A 21,213-nucleotide genomic window follows, 5' to 3' on the forward strand; every position below is an offset into this window, starting at 1 on the left:
CTGGGCACAAGTCCCTGCACTCCACGCCGCCTAAATCAAATGCTAGGAGGGGACATGCACAATGGTTGATTCTCAGGCCCGCAGGCCATTATTTTCCATCGTCTTGTGAATTTAGATACTTTGCGATTACATCGCCGTGACAAGCTGCTGGTTTGCAGTGACAACCAAGCGTCTTGCCTCGTAATTTTTCAATATTTACATCGAATTGCTCAGGAAGTTTCAAAAAACGCTTTTCAAAGTCGTAAGCGAACTTAGCTATTACCTCATCACGCGTGCCTTCTTGACCCATTTGGTAAGGATTCCCCCAGAGGGTTCCTCGACCTATGTAAACGTCATAGCTATCGCCCTTGTCTTTATTAGATACTTTAGTTATCTTTAAATTCAAAGTTCTTGTGGGTATTTCATTATCGAGCAATTTATTGTAAAGAACAAAAAAGCAATTTCTTTCTTCATCTTGAAAAAGAATCGCGTGCGTAACTTCCTTCAGAGCGTCATCATCGGAGTAAAATGGGACTGCCTGAACCCCCCTAGACTTTGAATACTTCTCAATAAATTCGTTTTCATCACTCACATAAATCAACTCTACTTTTTCAAGAGAGCTGATAATTTTATCGACTTTTCTTTCAAATTTAGAATATGAAAGGAAGTCAACAGGATATGCGACTAAGACTTTGGCCCTGTTGCTCATATTAGATCTTTGACAATCGCATCAGTCTTACCCCAAGCCTGTTTAAGATAATTAGCGACCAAGCGCCTATGACACTGGTGTGGCTGGTGCTCACTACAAAGCAGGCATCCCTCATCAATTATTTCAGGATTCACATATTTCTCAACATTTCTTTTTGACATGAGTGTTAAAAACTTTTCTTCATACTGAGGCCAGGTGATTTCTTTTTTCTGATATGGCGAAAGAATTTCCTTCGTTGGTGCTAAGTCGGGCAAATGTACATAATCCACATCGCACAACTCCTTCAAAAAGTATTTCAAATCATCTTTTTTGGCGAAAGCTGAAAGCTGCGAAGAGTTGTTAAGACGAACATCGACAATTCGCTTCGTCCCTGACAATTTTATGAGCGCGAAGAAACGCTCGGCTTTTTTCTCAGTGAAACCTATAGTGAAAATTTTCATGTTTACCCTCAGATCACAGCGGCTATCAATTTATAAGCAAAACCGTTGCTTACGTCACCAAGGCTAATCGTAAAATAGTTTATACCTTCTGGTAGATATTGGCCTGCTCCTTGTTGCTGATAATATCGCTCTACATCATGATCGGTGATAATCAGCGAATAGTTAATCCTGTTATACGAAAATGTTGCCCGTGCCTTTAGCGTTCCATCCCCACGATACGCCCCCTCAGCAGAAACTCTGATCCGAATATTTTGCGGACGAATTAAGTAGAGGCTATGGCGCTGATGGAGAAGGATTTCAGCCGGAACCTTGTCATTGCAGCCTGAGTAGCTGTGATGACTGTTTTCCCATAGCACGAGCGGGTTATCCACCAGATTTGCTAGGTCAGCTATGGAGGCCTGCCCATTGTGAACCCACACAGGCGGGTGCTGAATCACGTGATTTTCTTGCTGGAAGACGTGTCCGTGAGCATTAGAAAACGAAATAGAGAGAAGGTCACGCAGCTGGGCATATTGTCCCGTTTGGCATGTTCGTTCTAGGTCGGAGATCGAGTCATGTTGACGATTGCTCACAGGACGAACCCATGTTCCGTGGTTGTCACCTCCCCAAATCTTCCCGGCAATGCACTTGCCGTGGGGTTTCCGTGAATTAGCCAAGCAGACAATTTGAGCTTGATATGGCATTGCTGGTGTCCTTTCCATGATGGCGATATGCCGCTCAACATCCTCTCCTTTGGTTATTGCGGAGGCAAGCCCTACTTTGGTTGATCAATACCGTGCTCCACACTGATTAGCGCATAGGACGATCCTCTTAGCAACGCATGAGCTTTCAACGCGAATTCGCGCGTGCTATGCCAACGAGATCAACCCCTCTCTATCCTCTGCTCAAAGTAAAAATTTCAATCTCAAACGCTTACTTTTCTGCCGTGGAAGCCATAGCCGACTTTTTCAACTCAATCGGCCGATAGCAGTCGCCCGCGGAAGGGGCGCAACAGTCCTAGGACCACCATAAAAATTCCTACACAAACCTCGGAATCCCTCACCTTTCCCGCCGTTCCGATGAGGCCTATAGTCCATCTCGTCGCCCAAAATGGCGATTACGGGTTTGGCGACCCGGGATACGAATGCGAGGGCCGCCTGCTCATTTGTAGGCGTCGTCGCAACTGCAAAACCGCTGTACTATGGCGGTTGCGCGCGGGAGACCTTCGGGTCTGCCGGTTTTCGTTCCCGGTTCGCCAACCTGCGCGCAACTGCCACCCTATTCGTTTGGCGACGAACTGTTGGCGGTCTCATCTAACTGAACGGATATCTCACCTATGGAAAGATACATGCCCCTCACCGGAATCGACCTGATCCCGGCCTCCCTGCTCATCGACACCCAAGCCCCACTCGACGTCCTGCAAGCCATGGCCGATTACCGCATTCGCACGGTCACGCAGGTGCTGGAAAACATCGCCTTCCGCGCCGAACTCGGTTGTGACACGGTAGTGCTGTCAGACTTCTCCAAACTGCTGGCCATTCCGTTACGCGACGGCTGTGACTTGATGGACGTTATCGGTCGACGCTTGCGAGCGCAGGCGATGGAGTAAGTAAAAACGGGCGCCTCAATGGCGCCCGTTTTTTTGTGTCCATGATCAAAGTGGTCCCTAGCCCCCAACAGACGGCTGACGTTCCCTCAAAAAGGCAAAAACCGCATAGGAAGTCACTGTTTCTCCAGAAGCCAGGACAACTGCCCGATTTGATCTAGCCTTGAATAAGATCACCCGGGAGATAAACACCATGCCCCTGGCTCTCAGAAATCTATCCGCCCTTGCTCTGGGCCTGTTTGTTTGCATTGCCGCGTGGGGCCAACAGGTAGCCGATACCGATCACCCACCGGCAATACTCCCGTTGGAATCCGAGGCGGGGCCAACACTCATGGCCTATCCGCCGCTCGCCGCGCCGCTCGCCCGGGGCGTTGTCATCATCCAGTATCGGGCAGAGCACGCGAGGATCATGCCGGTATTTGGCAAAGAGGCGGTTGAGGTGTCACCACGTCTGAGTCACCTTCACGTGACCGTCGACGATTGGAAAGGGACTTGGGCGCACACCAGTGAAGACCCGATTATTTTGGTCGGGCTGACGCCCGGCCCTCACAAGGTTCTTCTTGAAGTGGCTGATCCGAGTCATAAGGTCCTGACCAGTACGGAAGTGAGTTTTATCGTTCCGGAGAAAAAACCATGATCAACGGGTACTGACTTGTTTGGGTCATGCCCTTGTCTGCCAACTCCGAGATAACCCCTACATCCCTTCAGCCGATCTGCTCGAACCGCCGCCGCTTCAGGAACAACCCCACGCCCAGCGCCACGGCAAAGATTGACAGCAACCCCAGATCAAAGCCCAACACGCGGATCTGGCTTGCAGCAACGCAGCCGACCGCACCAGCCACCACCAGCACCATCCCTAGCCACTTGCGCAGCAGATACGGCTTGAGAAACCGATCGAACAGAAAGAACAGCACCAGGGCAATGACCAGTTGGGTAATTTCGGACATGTGAATCTCCAGTCGGATAAAAGGTGACACCTACTTAAACAATCACAATCAAACCCTCCGCTTTGAGCAGTACTCCACAATCAGCTGAGTAACCGCCGCCACAATCGCCTGATCCGCGTCAGGCGAGGTGAACAGCCGACATTGCGCATCCGGTAAATCCGGCAACCCTTGTTCTGCCCCAATAACCGCCAAGCCTTGCCCCAACTGACTCAGTGGCATGGGCGCTACCGCGAAGCCTGCCAGGGCCGCCGCCCGTAATCCGGCGGTGCTGCTGCACAACATCGCCGTGCGTTGGGCGATTCCCGCCTGTGCCAGCCTGGTCAGCGCGGCCTCGCGATAAGGGCACGGCTCGGGGAACAGGGCCAGCGGTAACGGCGTGGGTAACCCGGCGACGGGTTGCGCCGACCAGGCCCACACCAGCGGTTCTTGCCATAGCAACAGCCCCGTTTCGCTGGTTTCGCACAGCGAACCGATGACCACGTCCAGATGCCCCTGCTTCATCAACGCCAGCAACGTACCCGGAATGTTCACCTGCACTTCGATCTTCATGCCGGGGTACTGCGCTGCGAAATCCTGGACCGTGCGCAGTAATCGAGGCTCGACAAAATCTTCGGACACGCCGATCCGCAATCGCCCGTGAAACGGTGTGCGTGTGAGGTCGGTCCAGGCGTCGCGGTTCAGCGCGAGGATCGTGCGCGCATAAGAGACCAGGCGTTCGCCATCGGCCGTCAGTTGCTGGGAACGGGTGGTGCGCGTCAACAGGGGTTTGCCAATCTGTTCTTCCAATCGCCGCACGTGGCCACTGACCGCCGACTGAGTCAGGTGCAGCTTCTGGGCGGCACGGCTGAAGCCGTCTTCATCGACGACGGTGACAAAGGTTTTGAGCAGCAGAGGGTCGAACATAGTTTTATACGTGATCAATTGAGTCTGAATTTACGATTTATATTTCAAATTCAACTATGTTGCAATGCTCACACCTGCCCAGCCCTCCTCATCATTCAAGGTGTGTCATGACGACTCTTCTGCATATTCAGTGTTCTCCACGCAAACAGCGTTCGGCGTCCTTTGAAGTCGCCCGCAGTTTCATTGCGCGTTATCAAGCCAACACCCCGGACACCGAAATCATCACCCTCGACCTCTGGAACATGACGCTGCCGGAGTTCGATGATCTGGCCATGGAGGCCAAGTACGCCGGGCTCAATGGCACGCCGTTGACCTCTGCACAACAAGACGCCTGGAACACGTTGAAAGCGTTGGCCAGTCACCTGCACCGCGCGGATGTGCTGGTGATGTCCGTGCCGCTGTGGAATTTCAGCATCCCGTACAAACTCAAGCACTTCATCGACCTGGTATCGCAGAAAGACATCCTGTTCAGCGTTGACCCGGAACGCGGTCTGGAAGGCATGCTGCACAACAAACTCGCCGTGGTGATGTACGCCCGCGGCCTGGATTTTTCGGCGCAGTCGAGCACCCCGGCGGAGCGCTTCGACTTCCAGAAGCCCTACGTGGAAGCCTGGCTGAATTTTATCGGCGTCACGGATGTGCATTCGGTGATTGTGGAAAAAACCATCCTGGGGGAAGACGTTGATCGGCGCGCGCGTGAGGACGCGACTCAGCAGGCCAGGCGCCTGGCGGACAGCTTGTCGCCGACGCCTCAGGCCTCACGGTTGCCCATCGATTCATTACAAACCGAAAAGCTTGAATAGCCACCACCCCCCCCGCCCGAGTCAGTACTGACGGGTTGCGCAGTTCAAGTGAGGCGTACTTACGCTTGCCTGACGATATCGACCGAGATCTCCACCGCCGCAATCGTGCCTCTGTTTTCAAGCCAGTGGGTGGTGTTCCTGTCCTCGGGCCAGCCCACTCCCGGTCCATAGTCCGTGGTGACGCCATTGCGATGGTCCGTGATCGTGCCTTGCAGAATGTAGACGGTGCCTGGTCTGTCGATATGGTTGTGAATCGGCCCGAAGACACCTCCGGGCTCGATGGTCACCTTACGCATCCTGAGTTGGCGCCCTGCCATCCCCTCGATCTCAGGCCCCAGGTCAATCGTTGCGAGTAACTGCACCGTAACGCCTTTCGTTTCAGGTACAGCCTGTTTATTGCTCATCGCGCGCGCTCCTCTGTACGTACAGGGCCTAGCTAGAAGTAGAGACCCCAAAAGGCGTGATCAGGCGGGAGGCGACAAAGGGTCGATTGCATTGCTGCGCGACAGGCTGTCATCGGCCAGGAGCGGACATTTCATGATCGGCAATTCCGGCAGGTAACGGCATCCTCACAATCGCTTGCGGTACTCTTCCATTGGCGCTGTTTAGGCCCGCAGCTTTCGTTTTGGAAAGTTTCGGAGGATCGGTACTACTTGGCGTGTTGTGTGGGCTTCTGTTGCTGTGCTTCATCGCCACTTGGCGTCTGCCGATTACGCAAAAAGGCAAACAATGACGATGTTCCCGTAGACGCAGCGTCAATTTGAAAAACGTCGATACCCGGTATTAAGCGAACACTGGGTGCGATGTATTGTGAACGAAGCGCATCAAGCTGGAGATGATGTGAGAAGCATCTGGCCCAACGCCCCTGAGGGTGGCCGAAGCAAAGTTACGCTGTTTCGGCAATCCCAAAAAATACAAACCCGGTACGTGCTCCGCCTGCCCATTGCGCTGAGCCAGGCTCCCATTGGCCCCCGTGTGTAAGCCTGACAAAAAACCAAGGTTCGGACGATATCCGGTCGCGAAAACCAAACTGTCCACTTCGGTGTGCTGCCCATCGGCCCAGATCACACCCGTTGACGTTACCTCCGTGAACATCAGCTTACGCTCAAAAAGTCCCTGCTTCATGGCTCGACGATAGGTGCCATCATCCAGTACGGGGGTACTTTGATCATTCAGCCAACGAGTCTTCTCCATCCCTGTCCACTTGAGCCAAGCATGAAAATCCACACCGAGGATCTTTTGCGGAAAAAATCGAATCGATTCCTTTGTCGCCAATACGACGCTGCTGACTTGAGCCAACTCATGGGCAATTTGTACAGCTGAGTTGGCCGCACCTATGACCACAACTCGTTGATCACTGAAGCCGTCGACATTTCGGTAATCAGCACTGTGTAAACGTTGCCCGCGAAAGCTCTCCAGCCCCTGAATATCAGGGATGAACGGCTGATTGAATCCGCCAGTGCAAACGATCAATGCTTTTGAGCAGAAACACTGACCATCAGATGCCTGAAGCAAAAATAGTCCATCCTCCCTACGCACTTTCTGGACTCGTATGTTCTGCCGAATGGGTAGCTGGAAAGCGTCCGCGTACTGCTCCAAGTAACGTACGACTTCATCGCGTAGCGGATAATGCTTGGCTTCAGCTGGGAAAGGCATCCCAGGTAACGATGAGTAAGCAGCAGGGGAAAAAAGTCTCAGACTGTCGTAGTAATTGCGCCAGTTTCCACCTGGCTGGCTCTCGGCATCCAGGATGAGAAACCTGAGGCTCTGCTGCTGCAGATGCCAACCGCACGCGAGCCCAGCTTGGCCCGCACCAATAACGATGGCATCCATGGGCTCATTAATTACATTCATGTATGCGCACTCATGCATATATTATGATAATAAAAAACTACTCTGACCCACTAGGGCAGCAAAACGGGGCCAGACTCTTCATATGCTGGAGAATAGCTTCGAGCCGTGTCACCACCGCCGCCCCATCCACCTCATAGAACATCTGCCGGCTGACCTTGGTAGCACGGACGATGCCCGCCTCTGATAGCACTTGCAGATGACGAGATACCACAGATCGCTCTTGAGGTACCCCTTCGGCAATCTCGGCGATATCCGCACGCCCCAGTAGCATGACTCGCTTGAGTACAGCTACCCGCGACGGCTCGCAAAGAGCTTTGAAGAAGGCTCCATCGAGAGAGTCGATTGCTGCATCAATTGCCCGGGAACGTATAGAGGTTCGGTTCGTCATGCGGATGACTATATGTGCATATCTATGCACACGTCAATTCGCCGAATAGACGTCAACAACAGATCCCAAGCGACCAATACCGCGTCGTGGACAGGCGACAAGGCTACAGCGGCTAAGTCTGCTAGCCTTGAGGGCTTTGGGAGCTATAGAAGGGCCGATAATGCAGATGTTTAAAATCGAGGCGAACGGATTGAGTCAGCTCCGTGAGGCTCTGAGTCAAGCAGCATTGCCCTTTGATGATGTAAGGGATCCGGGGCGGCAGTTTTTCCGTTTTGAGATAGACGGAAAATGGATCGCGTACGGCGGGCTGGAGGGTTCTAATCAGGACATGCTGCTTCGCTCACTGGTCGTTTGTGATTTACATCGTGGGAAAGGACTGGGCAAAGCTGTGCTGTCTGAACTGGAACGAAATGCTGCCTCCCAGGGTGCGCTTCGGTTGCACTTGTTAACTCAAAGCGCTACGGGATTTTTTACAGCCAATGGGTATGAAGTTTTCGATAGGGGTAATGCGCCGGTCGTTATCAGGCAAACCGTCCAGTTCAAGCATTTGTGTCCTGCATCGGCAACCTATCTACGAAAGTCGTTAGGCAACGCGGTTGTTACGAAGTAGCCCGTAAATTCGCGTTTATGGACGGGATCCGTGTTGTGAGTGTATGTCCGCACTTGGCCGGTTTCTGCCTCTGCTGATCGGCAGCTTTGGGTCGAGTTCAGTCAGTCACGACAGGCAAAAATCGGCCAAAAGCCGCCTACCAAAAAGGCGGGCCTTCACTTATCGCCATGCTGTTAAACAACGTCAAACAAGCAACGTCAAAAACCCGGTCATTTAACCAACTCCTTGCGGCTGGAATTTTTTCATGGCGTAAAGGGTGAAGTGCAAAAGGTGTCCTAGACTACAGGCTTAAATGGTCTGCTTTCATGTGTTCTTCACTGCTGCAACTACTGGGTTTTTATATGAATTCAGACAGTTTTCAGTCGCAGCACGGCCTTTATCGGATGCCCTCTATCGACCCAAGAGCGGGATGCCAATATGAATAATAGTTCCGTAGCGGGCTCTCGATTCAGCGTACTTGATGGATGGCGCGGCATAAGCATCCTGCTTGTCTTGGCGTGTCACCTGCTACCACTCAGCCCAAAGGCTTGGCAATTCAATGCCGCCGCAGGCGTTATGGGAATGGCTATATTTTTTACCCTGTCGGGTTTTCTGATTACAAATTTCCTGCTCAATAACAGCAGCGTCGTTGATTTTTTAATCCGCAGAATCTTTCGGGTTGTGCCGCTCGCCTGGTTGTACATGCTCATTGCCTTACCCGTCATGAACAGCACTCCGGATGCCTACATCGCAAACTTTCTGTTCGTCGCCAACTGGCCGCCCATGTGGCTTGGCAGTGTCAACGGCCACCTATGGAGTTTGTGCATGGAGGTCCAGTTTTATTTCGCCATCGCTTTGCTGGTGGTTTTGATGAGAAACAAGTGGGTACTGCTGATCCCGGTTCTCTGCATTGCCGTCACGATGTATCGAGTCATGAATGAAGTCCATGTCGCAATCAACACTTATTACCGCATCGACGAAATACTTTCCGGGTGCATACTGGCACTGATATATAACAACAGACTGGGCAATATCCTTGTCAAACTTCCGGCACAAACTTGGATCACCCAAGTATCTTTAGGCCTTCTATTTGTTTTGTCCTGTCATCCCGATGCGGGCTTCATGAACTACTTGCGCCCCTACCTTGCCGCAGCAATGGTGGGGAGCACGTTACTCAATAGCCGGACACTGATTGCCCAACTTCTGAATAATCGCGCTCTATTTTATATCGCCACTATCTCGTATGCCCTCTACGTTGTTCATCCGCTGCTAATACATACCTGGCTGGGTAGCGGAGACACCGTCATAAAATATTTGAAGCGCCCTTTGTTGTTCGCCGCCATTTTTATCACCGCGCATATCTCGACCTTTTATTATGAAAAATGGTGGATTGCTTTTGGTAAGCGATTTGCCAAGAAAGTCGCTAGTCAGTCTGTTACCTCGGTCAGTTGAATCCACAGTCGATTGCGGGCTCAAGCAACGGAACAAACGAAAACGGGCGCCTTGTGGGCGCCCGTTTTGGGTGTACTTTCTTGTCAGCCGTTATGGCTAATCATGGGATTTTTTCGATACCGACGTTCCGGCTTTACTCAACCCTTTGGTGTTGTGATCGCCTGGAGTCGAGGTCGAGATTGCACTGGCCTTGGTCACGCCGCGAGTATCTTTGGATTGAGCGATACCTGAAGTCGTTTGGCCATGGCCCTGATCACCGCGATCATTGCCATAGTGGTTTCCGCTTTCACCATGGTCGCGAACAGCCTTGCCGGCATGATCGCTGCTCAGTCCTTTGCCCTGGCCGTTACTGTTAGCGCCGCCGGAGTGACCTGAACCGCTATGGCCGCCGCCTGTACCGCCGCCGTGTCCACCGCCATTACCGCCGCCGTTGCCTCCCCCATTTCCACCGCCATTACCGCCGCCACCACCACCACCACCACCACCACCACCACCGTCTTTCGCAGAGGCGGAGCTCATGATGGACAGGTCAACAGGGAGTAATGGAGCGGCTGCCAGCATCAAGGCGCAGGACATAACAGCAATGAGACTCTTATTCTTCAAAAGCATGATGGCTTCCATAGGGTTGATATCGCAATGGTTATGACGCTTTAAGCCCCAGACAGTTCAAGTCCTGCGACCGACGGATATAAGCGGCGCTAGCGTGCAGCACTTCGGGTTCCCGCGAATGCGCTCGTGCCAAGCCAGCGCCACAAGCTTTGCGCATCCTTCACCGCGCCATCCACACGCAGCTCTTGCGACTGCAGAGCCTCGCGCGGTGTGCGATCGCCCGTCCACACCTCGGTCAACGCGCGCACGCTGGAGTCGACGACGAGCGTCAGTTCGCGGCCGGGGTCGTCGCGGCACAGGTCTGCCACGCCCTGCTCAACCACGAGCCACCACGCTTGCTCGCCGGGCCTCGCGTCGCGGAACTTGAACTGGATGACCACCGGCCAGGACGGGAAGGTCTCGATGCGCACGAACCGGCGCACGTCCCACATGAGCAGGCCCGCGTCGAGTTCGTCATCGCGAAGGCGACTGCCAATCCAGCGCGCGCCCCAATGTCCCAGCGCCATGATGATGGGGCGCAATTCCTCGCCCGCCTCCGTCAGGCTGTATTCCCAGACTTTACCGGTGGCCGTGCGGCGCACGACGCCTATTTCTTCCAAATGCCGCAGGCGCTGGGCCAACAGGTTGGTGGACATCCGTGGCACGCCGCGGTGCAGTTCATTGAAACGTTTGCTGCCGCACAACAACTCGCGCACGACCAAAGGTGTCCAGCGCTCGCACAGGGCTTCAGCACCGCGTGCGACCGTGCAGAACTGACCGTAGCTATCGTCCATGCCTGCGCTCCGCAATTAAAAACGCTTCAGATTCTGAACTAGCGCTGCCACTTCGCCACGCGCACGCTGAAACCTCGAAAGCCAAATACCAAAGGAGCACGCCATGACCAAGGTAGCCATCATTCAGCGCCCGCCCGTGCTGCTAGATCGCAGCGCGACCATCGCCCGGGCCGTGCAATCGGTCGCCGAGGCGGCGGCAGCGGGTGCCTCGCTGATCGTTTTGCCCGAATCGTACATTCCCGGTTACCCGTCCTGGATCTGGCGACTGGCGGCGGGAAAAGACGGGGCTGTCATGGGCCAGCTGCACACACGGCTGCTGGCCAACGCCGTCGATATCAGCAACGGCGACCTGAGCGAATTGTGCGAGGCCGCCAGAGTTCATGCCGTGACGATCGTGTGCGGCATCAATGAATGCGAGCGGCGCAATGGCGGCGGCACGCTCTACAACAGCGTAGTCGTTATCGGCACCAACGGCGAAGTACTCAACCGCCACCGCAAGCTGATGCCTACCAACCCCGAGCGCATGGTGCATGGTTTCGGTGATGCCTCGGGTTTGCGTACGGTCGACACTCCAGTCGGCCGCGTGGGTGCGCTCATCTGCTGGGAAAACTACATGCCACTGGCACGCTATTCTCTGTATGCACAAGGGGTGGAAATCTACGTCGCTCCCACGTACGACACAGGCGAGGGTTGGATCAGCACGATGCGTCATATCGCGCTCGAAGGCCGCTGTTGGGTGCTCGGCAGCGGCAGCGTGCTGCGTGGCAGTGACATCCCCGACGACTTCCCGGCGCGTGCGCAACTGTTTCCCGATTTGGAGGAATGGATCAACGACGGCGACTCGGTGGTGGTCAGTCCTCAAGGCCGGGTCGTGGCCGGTCCATTACACAAAGAGGCAGGCGTTCTGTATGCGGACATCGACGTCTCACTCGTGGCACCCGCGCGGCGGGCCCTCGACGTCACCGGGCATTACGCGCGTCCTGACATTTTCGAACTGCAGGTGCGGCGCACGCCGACGACAGCGGTGCGCTACATCGATGAGTGAAAGCAGGCGGTATCGCCTGACCATTGATCAAGGAGTCATGCCATGAGCATTGAACGGTCTTACCAGGGCAGTTGTTTTTGCGGCGCAGTCGAGTTCACCGTCAGTGGCGAACCGGTTGGGATGGGTTATTGCCATTGCGAGTCGTGTCGGCATTGGTCAGCGGGGCCGGTCAATGCCTTCACGCTGTGGAAACCCGAGGCGGTGCAAGTGACTCGGGGTGCTGACAACATCGGCACCTACAACAAGACACCGCGCAGCTATCGCAAGTGGTGCAAGACCTGCGGCGGGCACCTCTTCACTGACCACCCGGAGATGGGGCTGATCGATGTGTATGCCGCGGTCATCCCTGATCTGGCGTATTCGCCGGGGGTTCACGTCCACTATCAGGAGACCGTGCTGCGCATCAAGGATGGACTGCCCAAGCTGAAGGACGTCCCCAACGAACTTGGGGGCTCGGGCATCAGCGTGGACGAATAGCGCCGGTTGCCACCTCTCAGGCAGCAACTCGGTCATTTCATGGGCATAGGGATCATGCCCATTAATCAAAAGCACCGTTGAGCACTTCATAGATGAGTCCGGTCGCCAGCGCGACCAATATCAAGTCGGTGCCGACTTGCTGCCATTCATACCCATCATAGTGAGGCAGCCTGCCAAGCAACCGACCGTCCAGTTTTTTGGCAATCCCTGGGGGAAGCGGCTTGCCTCGCGCGAGGTTCTTTTGAATGCCAGGTGGCAATGCAGGTCCGGGGCTCCAGTAGTCCCGATATCCGCCTATTACGCCAAGAATACTGCCGTGATTAATGCTTGGGCCATTATCCCAATCGCCGCCCCCGGAGTTTTTGCCTTTGCCGCCCTGACCTCCCTGGTTGCCATGATCCTGGCTGTTTTGCGGGTTTCCCTTGCCGTTTCCCTGGCCTTTTCCATTACCAGGATCAGCCAATGCAGTCACTGAACCGGAAACCAGCGCAAGGCAGGTAATAGCTGCAATCAATGAGCGAGATTTGAGCATGGTCGTTCCTTCAGGGTGGCGGGACATCTCTGTAATTTAGACGCTATCGGTGATGTGAGCTTCTATTTCCTCACATCGACATCCAAGCCACAGGAAATCAGGACAATCATCGAGGCCTTGCATGACAGCCGTGAAGGCGTGTAGCAAGCAACGATTGCCGCCCATCTACAGCAACGGCTGTACTTGACCGGGCTGTGCGTACGGGGGATAACTAGCGGGGAACATGTAACGAATTAAGTCCCGGAGGTTTACCCTCAGAACAGATCCTAATACGATGAAGCCCGGATATTTCTACAACAACATGCAACATCATTGGGCCCTGAACGATGAACACCACGAGCTTTCTGGCCGATAACTCTAAAACTTTCAGCATAGTTATAGTCAATTACAAAACACCAGAAATAACCAAGATATGCCTGGAACTATTGCACCAGCATGTGGGCAGCCACAACATCCCGATATGGGTAGTTGATAACTATTCCGCCGACGAAAGCACTGAGTACTTACGAACCCTTGACTGGATAAACTTAATCGAGCGTTCCAGTCCCGAACCAGAACCTGGACACATCGCGCATGGCAAAGCGCTCGACCTGGTTTTACAGCGAGTTGAAACTGATTATTTATTTCTTCTGCACACTGACACTTTTATTTTCGATAAAAATGTTTTTTCGATGATGCTGAACAAATGTCTAAAAAACCCGAAAACTGTAGCCGTCGGTTGTGTCGAGCAAATAAATCGTGGCACGACCAGGACACTTTGGCGCTTTAGCTCACGATTATTCCAACACCATTTCAGACGTTTGAAAATCTCCATGGGATTACGTTCCAGAGACCCCAGACCGTACAAAGAAGTCTACCTGAAGAGTTTTTGCACACTGTGGAACTGCAAGCTCATCAAACAGCACAACATGCATTTTTTGATGGATGATCGGGTGCCGGGCTATACCCTCCAGGACCGCATGACCGAGCTTGGCTATGTCGTTGAAATGTTATCACCGCGTAAAATCTTCAGTTATCTGGACCACATGCAGTCTGGCACTGTCGCAGCGGCTGGCGGCTATGGAAAGACCCATAGACGAACCAAAATGTACAACGATATCCTTGCACGCGTGAAAAAAGAGGCCAGCAAAAGTTAAGCCGCGAAGAGGCACAACGAGCAGTGCACCGGACGCTGCCTAAAGTCACCCACAGGTCTTTAAATCAAGTATTGGAGCGGTAATGGCACCCATCCCTCAAGCACTACCCATGACCCTCTCCCCGGAGCTTGATTTCGATCAGAACGCCGCCAGTGCCTTGGGTTCTTCGTTGGCCAGTCACTATATTCAGGCTGCGCCATTCCCGCACATCGTCATCGATAATTTCCTGGATGAAGAGCTGATTGCGCGTATCTGCTCGCACTTCCCGGTTGAGCCAACCAACAACGAAATGCTTTATGAGCGCGGCTATAAAGGTCAACGAAAACGTCAAATCAGCCCCAACGAATGCGCCCCCTTTTTGAAGACGGTTTTCAACGCCTTCAACTCGGCCCCCATGTTGCAGTTTCTTGAAAAGCTCACAGGCATCGAAGGCTTGATACCCGACCCTTACTTTACGGGTGGCGGCCTGCATGAAACGAAAAGCGGCGGCTTCCTGGGGGTACACTCGGACTTCAGGCTTAACAAAAAGCTTAAAGTTGAGCGAAGACTGAACATCATCATTTATCTAAATGAAGACTGGCGAGAGGAATACGGCGGCAACCTGGAACTTTGGGATGTCGACATGAAGACCTGCCTTAAAAAAGTCCTGCCCATTTACAACCGGTGTGTCATTTTCAATACAGACAAAGACAGCAACCATGGGCACCCAGAGCCTTTAACCACTCCAGAGCACATCACGCGCCGGTCCATCGCGCTGTATTACTACACCGCAGGCACCCTGGTGATCGATCCCGCACAAAGAAATAAAACCCACTACAAGCCAAGGCCCAAAGATCGTTTAAGCCTGAAATACTACCTGGGCAAACTGATCAAGAAGAAAAACTAGGCTGCGAAAGCAGCTGGCGCCAGCCAGAAACGGTCAATTCCGCTCCATTTCGTATACCCTCACACGGCGCCACGCAGCAATTGGCTTGCACTTGGCGTATCGACATTTTTGCTTTAATGCACCGGAGAATCTTTCATGCTCAACCGTACCCTGGCATTGGCTGTCGGCGTGACGCTGTCTTTTTGCACCCTGTTGGCGCAGGCCGCCGACACCCTGAAAGTCAGTGCGATTCCCGATGAGGCCCCGACCGAACTGCTGCGCAAGTTCAAGCCATTGGGCGCCTACCTGGAACAGCAATTGGGCATGAAGGTCGAGTTCGTTCCCGTGAGCGACTATCCGGCCGTGGTCGAGGCGCTGGCGACCGACCGAATCGATATGGCCTGGCTGGGCGGCTTCACGTTCGTGCAGGCGCGCCTGAAAACCGGCAATGCCATTCCGCTGGTGCAGCGTGAACAGGACGCCCAGTTCACCAGCAAATTCATCACCGCCGACCCGGCCGTCAAGTCCCTCGCCGATCTCAAGGGCAAGACCTTCGCCTTCGGTTCGGTGTCATCCACGTCGGGCAGTCTCATGCCGCGCTATTTCATGCTGAAGGACGGCATCAAGCCGGAAACCTACTTCAGCCGCGTGGGCTATTCCGGCGCCCATGACGCTACCGTCGCCTGGGTCCAGGCCGGCAAGGTGGACGCCGGGGTTCTAAACGCCAGCGTGTGGGAAAAACTGGTCGCCGCCGGCAAGGTCGACACCACCAAGGTCAAGGTGTTTGCGACCACGCCAGCCTACTTCGACTACAACTGGACGGTGCGCGGGACCCTTGACCCGGCACTGGCGGCCAAGATTAAGGCAGCGTTCCTGGCCCTCGATCCGGCGAACCCTAAGGACAAGGAGATTCTGGATCTGCAGGCTGCCAGCCGCTTCATCGAAACCAAACCCGAGAACTACAAGGGCATCGAGGAAGCCGCACGCGCTGCCGACCTGCTCAAATGACGTTGCATCTGACCCAGGTCAACCTTACCCACGCCAATGGCGTCAAGGCATTGCGTGGGGTGGATCTGCACATCGGTGCCAGCGAACAGGTCGCCATTATCGGTCCGTCCGGCGCGGGCAAGTCGAGCCTGCTCAACCTGCTGGCCACCGCCCTGCGACCGGATAACGGTGAGCTGCAAGTGCTCGGCGAGCGCGCCTGGCAGCTGTCTGCCGGTCAGCGTCAGCGTCTTCGCGCGCGCATCGGCCTGATCCATCAAGCGCCCCCGCTGCCACCGCGCCAGCGCGTGGTCACTGCGGTTCTGGCTGGAAAACTGGGTCAGTGGAGCCTGGGCAAAAGTCTGCTGAACCTGTTGCGTCCAGTGGATATTCCGGGCGCACGCGCGGCATTGGCCAGGCTCGACCTCAGCGACAAGTTGTTCGCCCATTGCCAGCAACTGTCCGGCGGACAGCTACAGCGCGTAGGCATTGCCCGGGTGTTGTATCAAGCGCCTGAGGTGTTGCTGGCCGATGAGCCGGTATCGGCCATGGACCCGGTGTTGGCCCAGCACACGCTTTCAGTGCTCTGTCGCCATGCCCGGCAACACAACGTCACCCTGGTCGCCAGCCTGCATGCAGTGGAGCTGGCCCTGGCGCACTTTTCGCGGATCATCGGCTTGCGTGATGGACAGATCCTGTTCGACCTTGCAGCCAGCGAAGTCGACCGCGAGTTGCTCGACAAGCTTTACGCCAACGAACAACTGCAATCTCCACCGATTACTCCGGCGCCCTTGAGTGTGCAGATTCCCCGATGCTGACCCGTGATACCCGAGATCCGGCCACCCGGCCCCGCCTGCTGCTCACCTTGCTGGCCTTGGCCTTGCTGTGGCCGGGCATCCACTTCAGCGAGCTGGACCTCAGTGTGCTGGTGGCGAGCGACAGTCAGAGCGAGATGGGCCGGTTTGTCTCAGCCTTCTGGCCACCGGCCCATGGCGAGGAATTCATTGAGCTGTTAGTGCAAGCCACCTTGCAGACCCTGGCCATCGCCACCGCCGGCATGGCCCTGGCGTTGCTGTTGGCCGTCCCCGCCAGCCTGCTGGCCAGTCGGGCGTTGTCGCTGTCTGCTGCCTCCCGAGCCGGCCACCCGAGTTATTGGGGCCAACTGCTGCGATGGCCGGTGCGCGGTTTACTGATCTTCCTGCGCAGCGTGCCGGAGATCGTCTGGGCGCTTTTGTTCGTGCGCGCCGTCGGCCTCGGCCCGACGGCCGGGGTGCTGGCCATTGCCATTACCTACAGCGGCATGTTGGGCAAGGTCTACGCGGAAATTTTCGAGTCGGTCGACCAGCGTCCGGCCCACGCGCTATTGCAGGCTGGCAGCGGTCGGCTCGCGGCCTTTTTCTACGGGATCCTGCCCAATGTCGCAGCCGAGCTGCTGTCGTACACCGTGTATCGCTGGGAGTGCGCCATCCGCGCCTCGGTGGTGATGGGCTTCGTCGGTGCCGGCGGTCTGGGCCAGCAAATGGATTTGTCGTTACGCATGTTCGCCGGCGGTGAAGTGGCCAGTTTGTTACTGACGTTTCTCGTGCTGGTACTGCTCGCCGATCAACTCAGCCGTCTGCTGCGCTGGAGGCTGGCATGAATCGCCTGATCAACCTGGTGCTGCTCCTGTGTATCGGCGCAGCGGTGGTCGCCTCGTTCATCTACTTGGGCATCGACCTCGGCGAGCTCGGTGGCAGCGGTAATCTGAAGCAGATGGGCGCTTATGCGCAGCGCTTTCTCAGCCCGGACCTGAGCGCGAGCCATCTGCAAGCCATCGGCCACGGCGCCCTGGAAACCATCGCCATGTCCGCCCTGGGCACCCTGCTCGCGGCGGTATTTGGCCTGCTGTTGGCATTGCCTGCGGCCGGGCGCTTTGGCTGGCCTTTGCAGAGCGCATCGCGTCTGGTGCTCAACGCCTTGCGCGCGGTTCCGGAACTGGTGTGGGCTGCGCTGATGGTCCTGGCCGCAGGGCTCGGCCCCAATGCCGGCACCCTAGCCCTGGCCCTGCATACCACCGGCGTACTCGGCCGGCTGTTCGCCGAAGCACTGGAAAACACCCCACCCGAACCGGCCGAAGCCATCCGCTTGCAGGGCGGCAATGCCCTATCGGCGTTCTGCTACGGGTCATTGCCCAACCTGTTGCCCCAGCTACTGGCCTACACCCTGTACCGCTGGGAAAACAATATCCGCATGGCCAGCGTGCTCGGCTTCGTCGGCGCCGGTGGTTTGGGGCAAATGCTCTATGTCAGCCTCAGCCTGTTCCAGGAAGCTCAAGCCAGCACGGTGATTGTGGCGATGCTGTTGCTGGTATTGGCCGTCGACACATTGAGCAGCTGGAGCCGGCAACGCTGGGTGAAGGCCTGACGGCTTCGCAGAACTGGATGGCAAAGCGTTGGTCCAGACTAAGCCTCACGCTACGGTTCGCGCTGCGCGTGCTTTCGCGTATTTCGAAAGTCCGATCTTGATGCCAACCAGGATGGGCGCGGCGACTACAAAAAGCAGGGCAACAGCGATAAATGCTGTGTCGAAGGCAATCACCGTGGCCTGACCTGACACGCCCCGGCCCAGGAGGCTCACCGCTGCACGGCCGGCGGCCGCTGCATCCATCCCTTTCACCGTCAGCATGGCTGTCGTGGTCGTCAGCCTTTCGATGAGCGCGGCCCCTCCCGGGGTAACGTTGGCGCCGAGGACCACGGCATTGGCGAAGGCGTTATGGTCGATCAGTGTCTGGAGTCCTGCGACGCCCATCAGACCACCCAACTGGCGCCCCGTATTGAACAGGCCTATTCCGCAGGCGAGGTTTCGGCGGTTGAGGTCGCTGAATGCAATTAGCGTGATCGATAGAAACAGGAAGCCAAGGCCCAGACCGCGCAGCAGGATGGCGGCCATCATGTCGGCCGTGCCGCTTTCGCTGGTCGAACCGGACAGCATCCACATCGCGACCATGATCATCAGGATTCCAAAGGGCACCGTGGCGACCGGCGGAACGCGGCGAACCTGCATGAGATAAGCCGATATGAGCAGTCCACCGATAAAAAACCCGCCACTGGGCAACAGCAGCAGGCCGGCATCGGTAGGCCTGAATGCGAGGACCGACAGGGCGAATGCCGGGATCAAAAACGCGCTGCCGAACAAGGCGGCGCCGGCGACAAAACTGACGATAAAGGCGAAGGAAAAATCGCTCGATTTGAATAGGGTGAAGTCGAACAGACCTTGGCCTTTGGCCAACACTTGTTGGCCGAGAAATGCCAGCAGCGCGGCTGTGCCGATCACGCTCAGCCAGAGAATGCGTGGCTCTTCGAACCAGTCCCATCGGCTGCCCTGGCTGAGAACGTACGTGAAGCAGAACAGCGTGGCAGCGATCAGCGCGAAGCCGACCCAATCAAACGGACGGTGCCGGACCTTGGCTGGCATCGGGCCGTCTGCAACCAGCAGAAATCCGCTCGCCGCCAGGGCCAGCGGAACAACACTGAAGAAAATCCATGTCCAGGACTGGCTATCGATCAACCACCCTTGAAGGGCCGGGGCGAGCGTCGCGGACGCGACAACGGCGCCCATGGCAAACAGGGCTTGGAGGATGGGCTGGCGGGATCGCGCAAAGGTGCGAAATATGATCGCCTGCCCCCCGACCAGCAGGGTGCCGCCAGCAAAGCCCTGAATAATTCGAAGCGCGACCAGCAGGTCCAGCCGAGCCGTGATGGCGGCAATACCGCATGCCATGCCCATGGCCAGGGTTGCGCCGATGATCACCTGACGTGGATTAAATCGCGTCAGCAGCCAAGGCGCGGTCATGAACCCAATCAGCTTGAGCGCGGTGTAGCCAATATCCAGCCAGGCGAACTCATCAGGCGTTGCATAGGTGTCGCCGATAATGTCGCCGCGTCCGAGCGACAGAATGGTGCTGGCGATCGCCTCCGTCAGCGTGGCAAGCACGATGCCCACCATGAGCAATACACCGGTCATAACGCTGGTGTTGCTCCGCATCGCGCTGGCATCCGCGCTCATGATCCCTCCCCGTGCGCAACCTCGACACGGGCGGACAGGCCCGGCACGATGCGGCCCGGCAACGGGTTGTGGACAAGCCGGATCTTCACCGGAACGCGCTGCACGACACGCACAAAGTTGCCAGTCGCGTTGTCGGTGGGGAGCAGGCTGAACGCCGACCCGCTACCCGGTGCAAAGCTGTCGACCACGCCTTCCAGTGCCCCGCTGGGGTAGCCGTCGACCGTGATGCTCACGCGCTGACCGGGGCGGATCTGTTCGAGCTGGGTTTCCTTGAAATTCGCCACAACCCATACGTCGTTGACCGGCACGATATCGAGCAAGGCAACGCCCGTCGTAACGAAGCGGCCGATGCGAACCTGACGGTTACCGACCACGCCATCAACCGGTGCGCGTACCACGGTGCTGTCGAGATCAATCTGGGCGAGATCGCGTGCGGCTTGCGCCTGCGTCACCGCAGCGACGGCAGATTCGCGCTCCGCCACGAGGACGGCGATGCGTTGCTGTTGCGCCTCGACCGTTGCGGAAGCGCCGGAGACCGTCGCCTCGGCTCTCAATCGTGCCGCGTCGCTTTCATCGACGAGGGCTTGGCTGACCGCGTTGCTGAGGATCAGTTTGCGGCTGCGATCATGGGTTTTGTTCGCCAGATTCATCTCGGCCACGCCCGAGCGTCTCTGGGCTTCGGCCTGTCGAATCAGGGCACGTTGAAGCTGGGTTTCCGCATCGACATGGGTCAGGCGAGCCTGGGCAGCGCTGACATTGGCCACGGCTTGCGCCAGCCGTGCGCGATAGTCCCGATCATCGATACGGAACAGGACGTCACCGGCCCGGACGGTTTGGTTGTCCTCGACCTCGACCGCAGTGACATAGCCGGCAACCTTGGCGGCGAGCGAGGTCACGTCGCCGCGCACATAAGCGTTATCGGTGGAGGTCGCACCGCTCGAAAGCGCCATGGCCCATCCGCCAGCCAGGACCACCACGGCACTGATGCACAGCAGGATGCCGATCTTCTTTTTCTTGCTTTGCCGTGCCACCCCATCAGGGATCTCGGCGCTTGCGCCGGTGGCAATGGCGGCCTTGTCCTGAAGCGCGTTCATGTTGT

At 56.2% G+C, this 21,213-nt stretch carries 26 protein-coding genes; 13 read left to right on the forward strand and 13 right to left on the reverse strand.

The features are described 5' to 3' along the window. Window positions 1-88 precede the first annotated feature (88 nt). From BLW70_RS23240 to BLW70_RS30475, 3 genes are read right to left on the reverse strand one after another with little or no spacing between them, the layout of a single operon-like run. A complete protein-coding gene (locus tag BLW70_RS23240; protein WP_074877985.1) occupies window positions 89-688 on the reverse strand; it encodes a DUF4326 domain-containing protein in 600 nt (199 codons plus the stop codon). Next, on the reverse strand, window positions 685-1,128 hold the full coding sequence (locus BLW70_RS23245; RefSeq protein ID WP_074877987.1) for a DUF488 domain-containing protein: 444 nt from the start codon (window positions 1,126-1,128) through the stop codon (window positions 685-687). The genes BLW70_RS23240 and BLW70_RS23245 overlap by 4 nt, the downstream gene beginning before the upstream one ends. An 8-nt stretch (window positions 1,129-1,136) precedes the next feature. Then, a complete protein-coding gene (locus tag BLW70_RS30475) occupies window positions 1,137-1,811 on the reverse strand; it encodes a dual OB domain-containing protein (RefSeq protein ID WP_139273417.1) in 675 nt (224 codons plus the stop codon). 632 nt (window positions 1,812-2,443) lie between these two features. Here BLW70_RS30475 and BLW70_RS23250 point away from each other — a divergent pair. Together BLW70_RS23250 and BLW70_RS23255 are read left to right on the forward strand one after the other, a co-directional pair. Next, window positions 2,444-2,716, forward strand: a complete 273-nt coding sequence (locus BLW70_RS23250) for a hypothetical protein (RefSeq protein ID WP_074877988.1) — start codon at window positions 2,444-2,446, stop codon at window positions 2,714-2,716. 190 nt (window positions 2,717-2,906) lie between these two features. Beyond that, window positions 2,907-3,350 (forward strand): DUF6130 family protein, encoded by a 444-nt coding sequence (locus tag BLW70_RS23255; protein WP_074877990.1) that lies wholly within the window; start codon window positions 2,907-2,909, stop codon window positions 3,348-3,350. Window positions 3,351-3,417: 67 nt separating this feature from the next. Here the strand turns inward: BLW70_RS23255 and BLW70_RS23260 are convergent, their stop codons facing one another. Both BLW70_RS23260 and BLW70_RS23265 read right to left on the reverse strand, forming a co-directional pair. Then, the gene (locus BLW70_RS23260; protein ID WP_074877992.1) at window positions 3,418-3,660 is read right to left on the reverse strand and encodes a hypothetical protein; all 243 of its coding nucleotides are present in this window, start codon (window positions 3,658-3,660) and stop codon (window positions 3,418-3,420) included. Window positions 3,661-3,708: 48 nt separating this feature from the next. Then, window positions 3,709-4,563, reverse strand: coding sequence for a LysR substrate-binding domain-containing protein (locus BLW70_RS23265; protein WP_074877994.1), 855 nt, complete (start codon window positions 4,561-4,563; stop codon window positions 3,709-3,711). Window positions 4,564-4,670: 107 nt separating this feature from the next. Here BLW70_RS23265 and BLW70_RS23270 point away from each other — a divergent pair, with 107 nt between their 5' ends. Then, on the forward strand, window positions 4,671-5,366 hold the full coding sequence (locus BLW70_RS23270) for an FMN-dependent NADH-azoreductase (RefSeq protein WP_074877997.1): 696 nt from the start codon (window positions 4,671-4,673) through the stop codon (window positions 5,364-5,366). A gap of 59 nt (window positions 5,367-5,425) precedes the next feature. On the opposite strand, the gene BLW70_RS23275 is transcribed toward BLW70_RS23270, so the two are convergent. From BLW70_RS23275 to BLW70_RS23285, 3 genes are all read right to left on the reverse strand, one after another. Further along, the gene (locus BLW70_RS23275) at window positions 5,426-5,770 is read right to left on the reverse strand and encodes a cupin domain-containing protein (RefSeq protein WP_074878000.1); all 345 of its coding nucleotides are present in this window, start codon (window positions 5,768-5,770) and stop codon (window positions 5,426-5,428) included. Between the two features lie 379 nt (window positions 5,771-6,149). Continuing rightward, window positions 6,150-7,220, reverse strand: a complete 1,071-nt coding sequence (locus tag BLW70_RS23280) for a flavin-containing monooxygenase (protein WP_074878003.1) — start codon at window positions 7,218-7,220, stop codon at window positions 6,150-6,152. A gap of 37 nt (window positions 7,221-7,257) precedes the next feature. Further along, window positions 7,258-7,608, reverse strand: coding sequence for an ArsR/SmtB family transcription factor (locus BLW70_RS23285; protein WP_074878005.1), 351 nt, complete (start codon window positions 7,606-7,608; stop codon window positions 7,258-7,260). Window positions 7,609-7,768: 160 nt separating this feature from the next. On the opposite strand from BLW70_RS23285, the gene arsN2 reads away from it, so the two are divergent. Both arsN2 and BLW70_RS23295 read left to right on the forward strand, forming a co-directional pair. Beyond that, entirely contained in the window at window positions 7,769-8,218 is a 450-nt protein-coding gene (gene arsN2, locus BLW70_RS23290; protein WP_074878007.1) for an arsenic resistance N-acetyltransferase ArsN2, read from the forward strand. Window positions 8,219-8,635: 417 nt separating this feature from the next. After that, window positions 8,636-9,649: an acyltransferase family protein gene (locus BLW70_RS23295; RefSeq protein WP_074878009.1), complete on the forward strand. Its 1,014-nt coding sequence runs from the start codon at window positions 8,636-8,638 to the stop codon at window positions 9,647-9,649. Between the two features lie 96 nt (window positions 9,650-9,745). Here BLW70_RS23295 and BLW70_RS30750 read toward each other — a convergent pair whose 3' ends face one another. Together BLW70_RS30750 and BLW70_RS23305 are read right to left on the reverse strand one after the other, a co-directional pair. After that, window positions 9,746-10,258, reverse strand: a complete 513-nt coding sequence (locus BLW70_RS30750; protein WP_074878010.1) for a hypothetical protein — start codon at window positions 10,256-10,258, stop codon at window positions 9,746-9,748. A gap of 89 nt (window positions 10,259-10,347) precedes the next feature. Further along, complete coding sequence (locus BLW70_RS23305; RefSeq protein WP_074878011.1) at window positions 10,348-11,031, reverse strand: winged helix-turn-helix transcriptional regulator; 684 nt, start codon at window positions 11,029-11,031, stop codon at window positions 10,348-10,350. Between the two features lie 103 nt (window positions 11,032-11,134). Between BLW70_RS23305 and BLW70_RS23310 the strand changes: the two genes are divergently transcribed. Together BLW70_RS23310 and BLW70_RS23315 are read left to right on the forward strand one after the other, a co-directional pair. After that, a complete protein-coding gene (locus BLW70_RS23310) occupies window positions 11,135-12,076 on the forward strand; it encodes a carbon-nitrogen hydrolase family protein (protein ID WP_074878013.1) in 942 nt (313 codons plus the stop codon). 42 nt (window positions 12,077-12,118) lie between these two features. Continuing rightward, window positions 12,119-12,553 carry a GFA family protein gene (locus BLW70_RS23315; protein ID WP_074878015.1) on the forward strand — a complete coding sequence of 145 codons (435 nt, stop codon included), beginning with the start codon at window positions 12,119-12,121 and terminating at the stop codon, window positions 12,551-12,553. A 61-nt stretch (window positions 12,554-12,614) separates the two neighbouring features. On the opposite strand, the gene BLW70_RS23320 is transcribed toward BLW70_RS23315, so the two are convergent. Next, window positions 12,615-13,085 carry an anti-virulence regulator CigR family protein gene (locus BLW70_RS23320; RefSeq protein WP_074878018.1) on the reverse strand — a complete coding sequence of 157 codons (471 nt, stop codon included), beginning with the start codon at window positions 13,083-13,085 and terminating at the stop codon, window positions 12,615-12,617. 326 nt (window positions 13,086-13,411) lie between these two features. On the opposite strand from BLW70_RS23320, the gene BLW70_RS23325 reads away from it, so the two are divergent. The 6 genes from BLW70_RS23325 to phnE all read left to right on the forward strand — a co-directional run bounded on the left by BLW70_RS23325 (window position 13,412) and on the right by phnE (window position 18,473). Then, a complete protein-coding gene (locus BLW70_RS23325; protein WP_074878021.1) occupies window positions 13,412-14,221 on the forward strand; it encodes a glycosyltransferase in 810 nt (269 codons plus the stop codon). An 82-nt stretch (window positions 14,222-14,303) separates the two neighbouring features. Continuing rightward, a complete protein-coding gene (locus tag BLW70_RS23330; RefSeq protein ID WP_074878024.1) occupies window positions 14,304-15,107 on the forward strand; it encodes a 2OG-Fe(II) oxygenase in 804 nt (267 codons plus the stop codon). Window positions 15,108-15,242: 135 nt separating this feature from the next. After that, window positions 15,243-16,094: a putative selenate ABC transporter substrate-binding protein gene (locus BLW70_RS23335; protein ID WP_074878026.1), complete on the forward strand. Its 852-nt coding sequence runs from the start codon at window positions 15,243-15,245 to the stop codon at window positions 16,092-16,094. Continuing rightward, window positions 16,091-16,888 carry a phosphonate ABC transporter ATP-binding protein gene (locus tag BLW70_RS23340; RefSeq protein ID WP_074878030.1) on the forward strand — a complete coding sequence of 266 codons (798 nt, stop codon included), beginning with the start codon at window positions 16,091-16,093 and terminating at the stop codon, window positions 16,886-16,888. The genes BLW70_RS23335 and BLW70_RS23340 overlap by 4 nt, the downstream gene beginning before the upstream one ends. Next, on the forward strand, window positions 16,882-17,709 hold the full coding sequence (locus BLW70_RS23345) for a PhnE/PtxC family ABC transporter permease (RefSeq protein ID WP_074878032.1): 828 nt from the start codon (window positions 16,882-16,884) through the stop codon (window positions 17,707-17,709). The genes BLW70_RS23340 and BLW70_RS23345 overlap by 7 nt, the downstream gene beginning before the upstream one ends. Beyond that, window positions 17,706-18,473 (forward strand): phosphonate ABC transporter, permease protein PhnE, encoded by a 768-nt coding sequence (gene phnE / locus BLW70_RS23350; RefSeq protein WP_074878033.1) that lies wholly within the window; start codon window positions 17,706-17,708, stop codon window positions 18,471-18,473. Before BLW70_RS23345 ends, phnE begins: the two co-directional genes overlap by 4 nt. A 45-nt stretch (window positions 18,474-18,518) precedes the next feature. Here phnE and BLW70_RS23355 read toward each other — a convergent pair whose 3' ends face one another. Both BLW70_RS23355 and BLW70_RS23360 read right to left on the reverse strand, forming a co-directional pair. Beyond that, window positions 18,519-20,114: an MFS transporter gene (locus BLW70_RS23355; RefSeq protein ID WP_074878035.1), complete on the reverse strand. Its 1,596-nt coding sequence runs from the start codon at window positions 20,112-20,114 to the stop codon at window positions 18,519-18,521. After that, window positions 20,111-21,208, reverse strand: a complete 1,098-nt coding sequence (locus BLW70_RS23360; RefSeq protein WP_074878038.1) for an HlyD family secretion protein — start codon at window positions 21,206-21,208, stop codon at window positions 20,111-20,113. Before BLW70_RS23360 ends, BLW70_RS23355 begins: the two co-directional genes overlap by 4 nt. Window positions 21,209-21,213 lie beyond the last annotated feature (5 nt).

Source organism: Pseudomonas frederiksbergensis (assembly GCF_900105495.1).
GTDB lineage: Bacteria > Pseudomonadota > Gammaproteobacteria > Pseudomonadales > Pseudomonadaceae > Aquipseudomonas > Aquipseudomonas frederiksbergensis.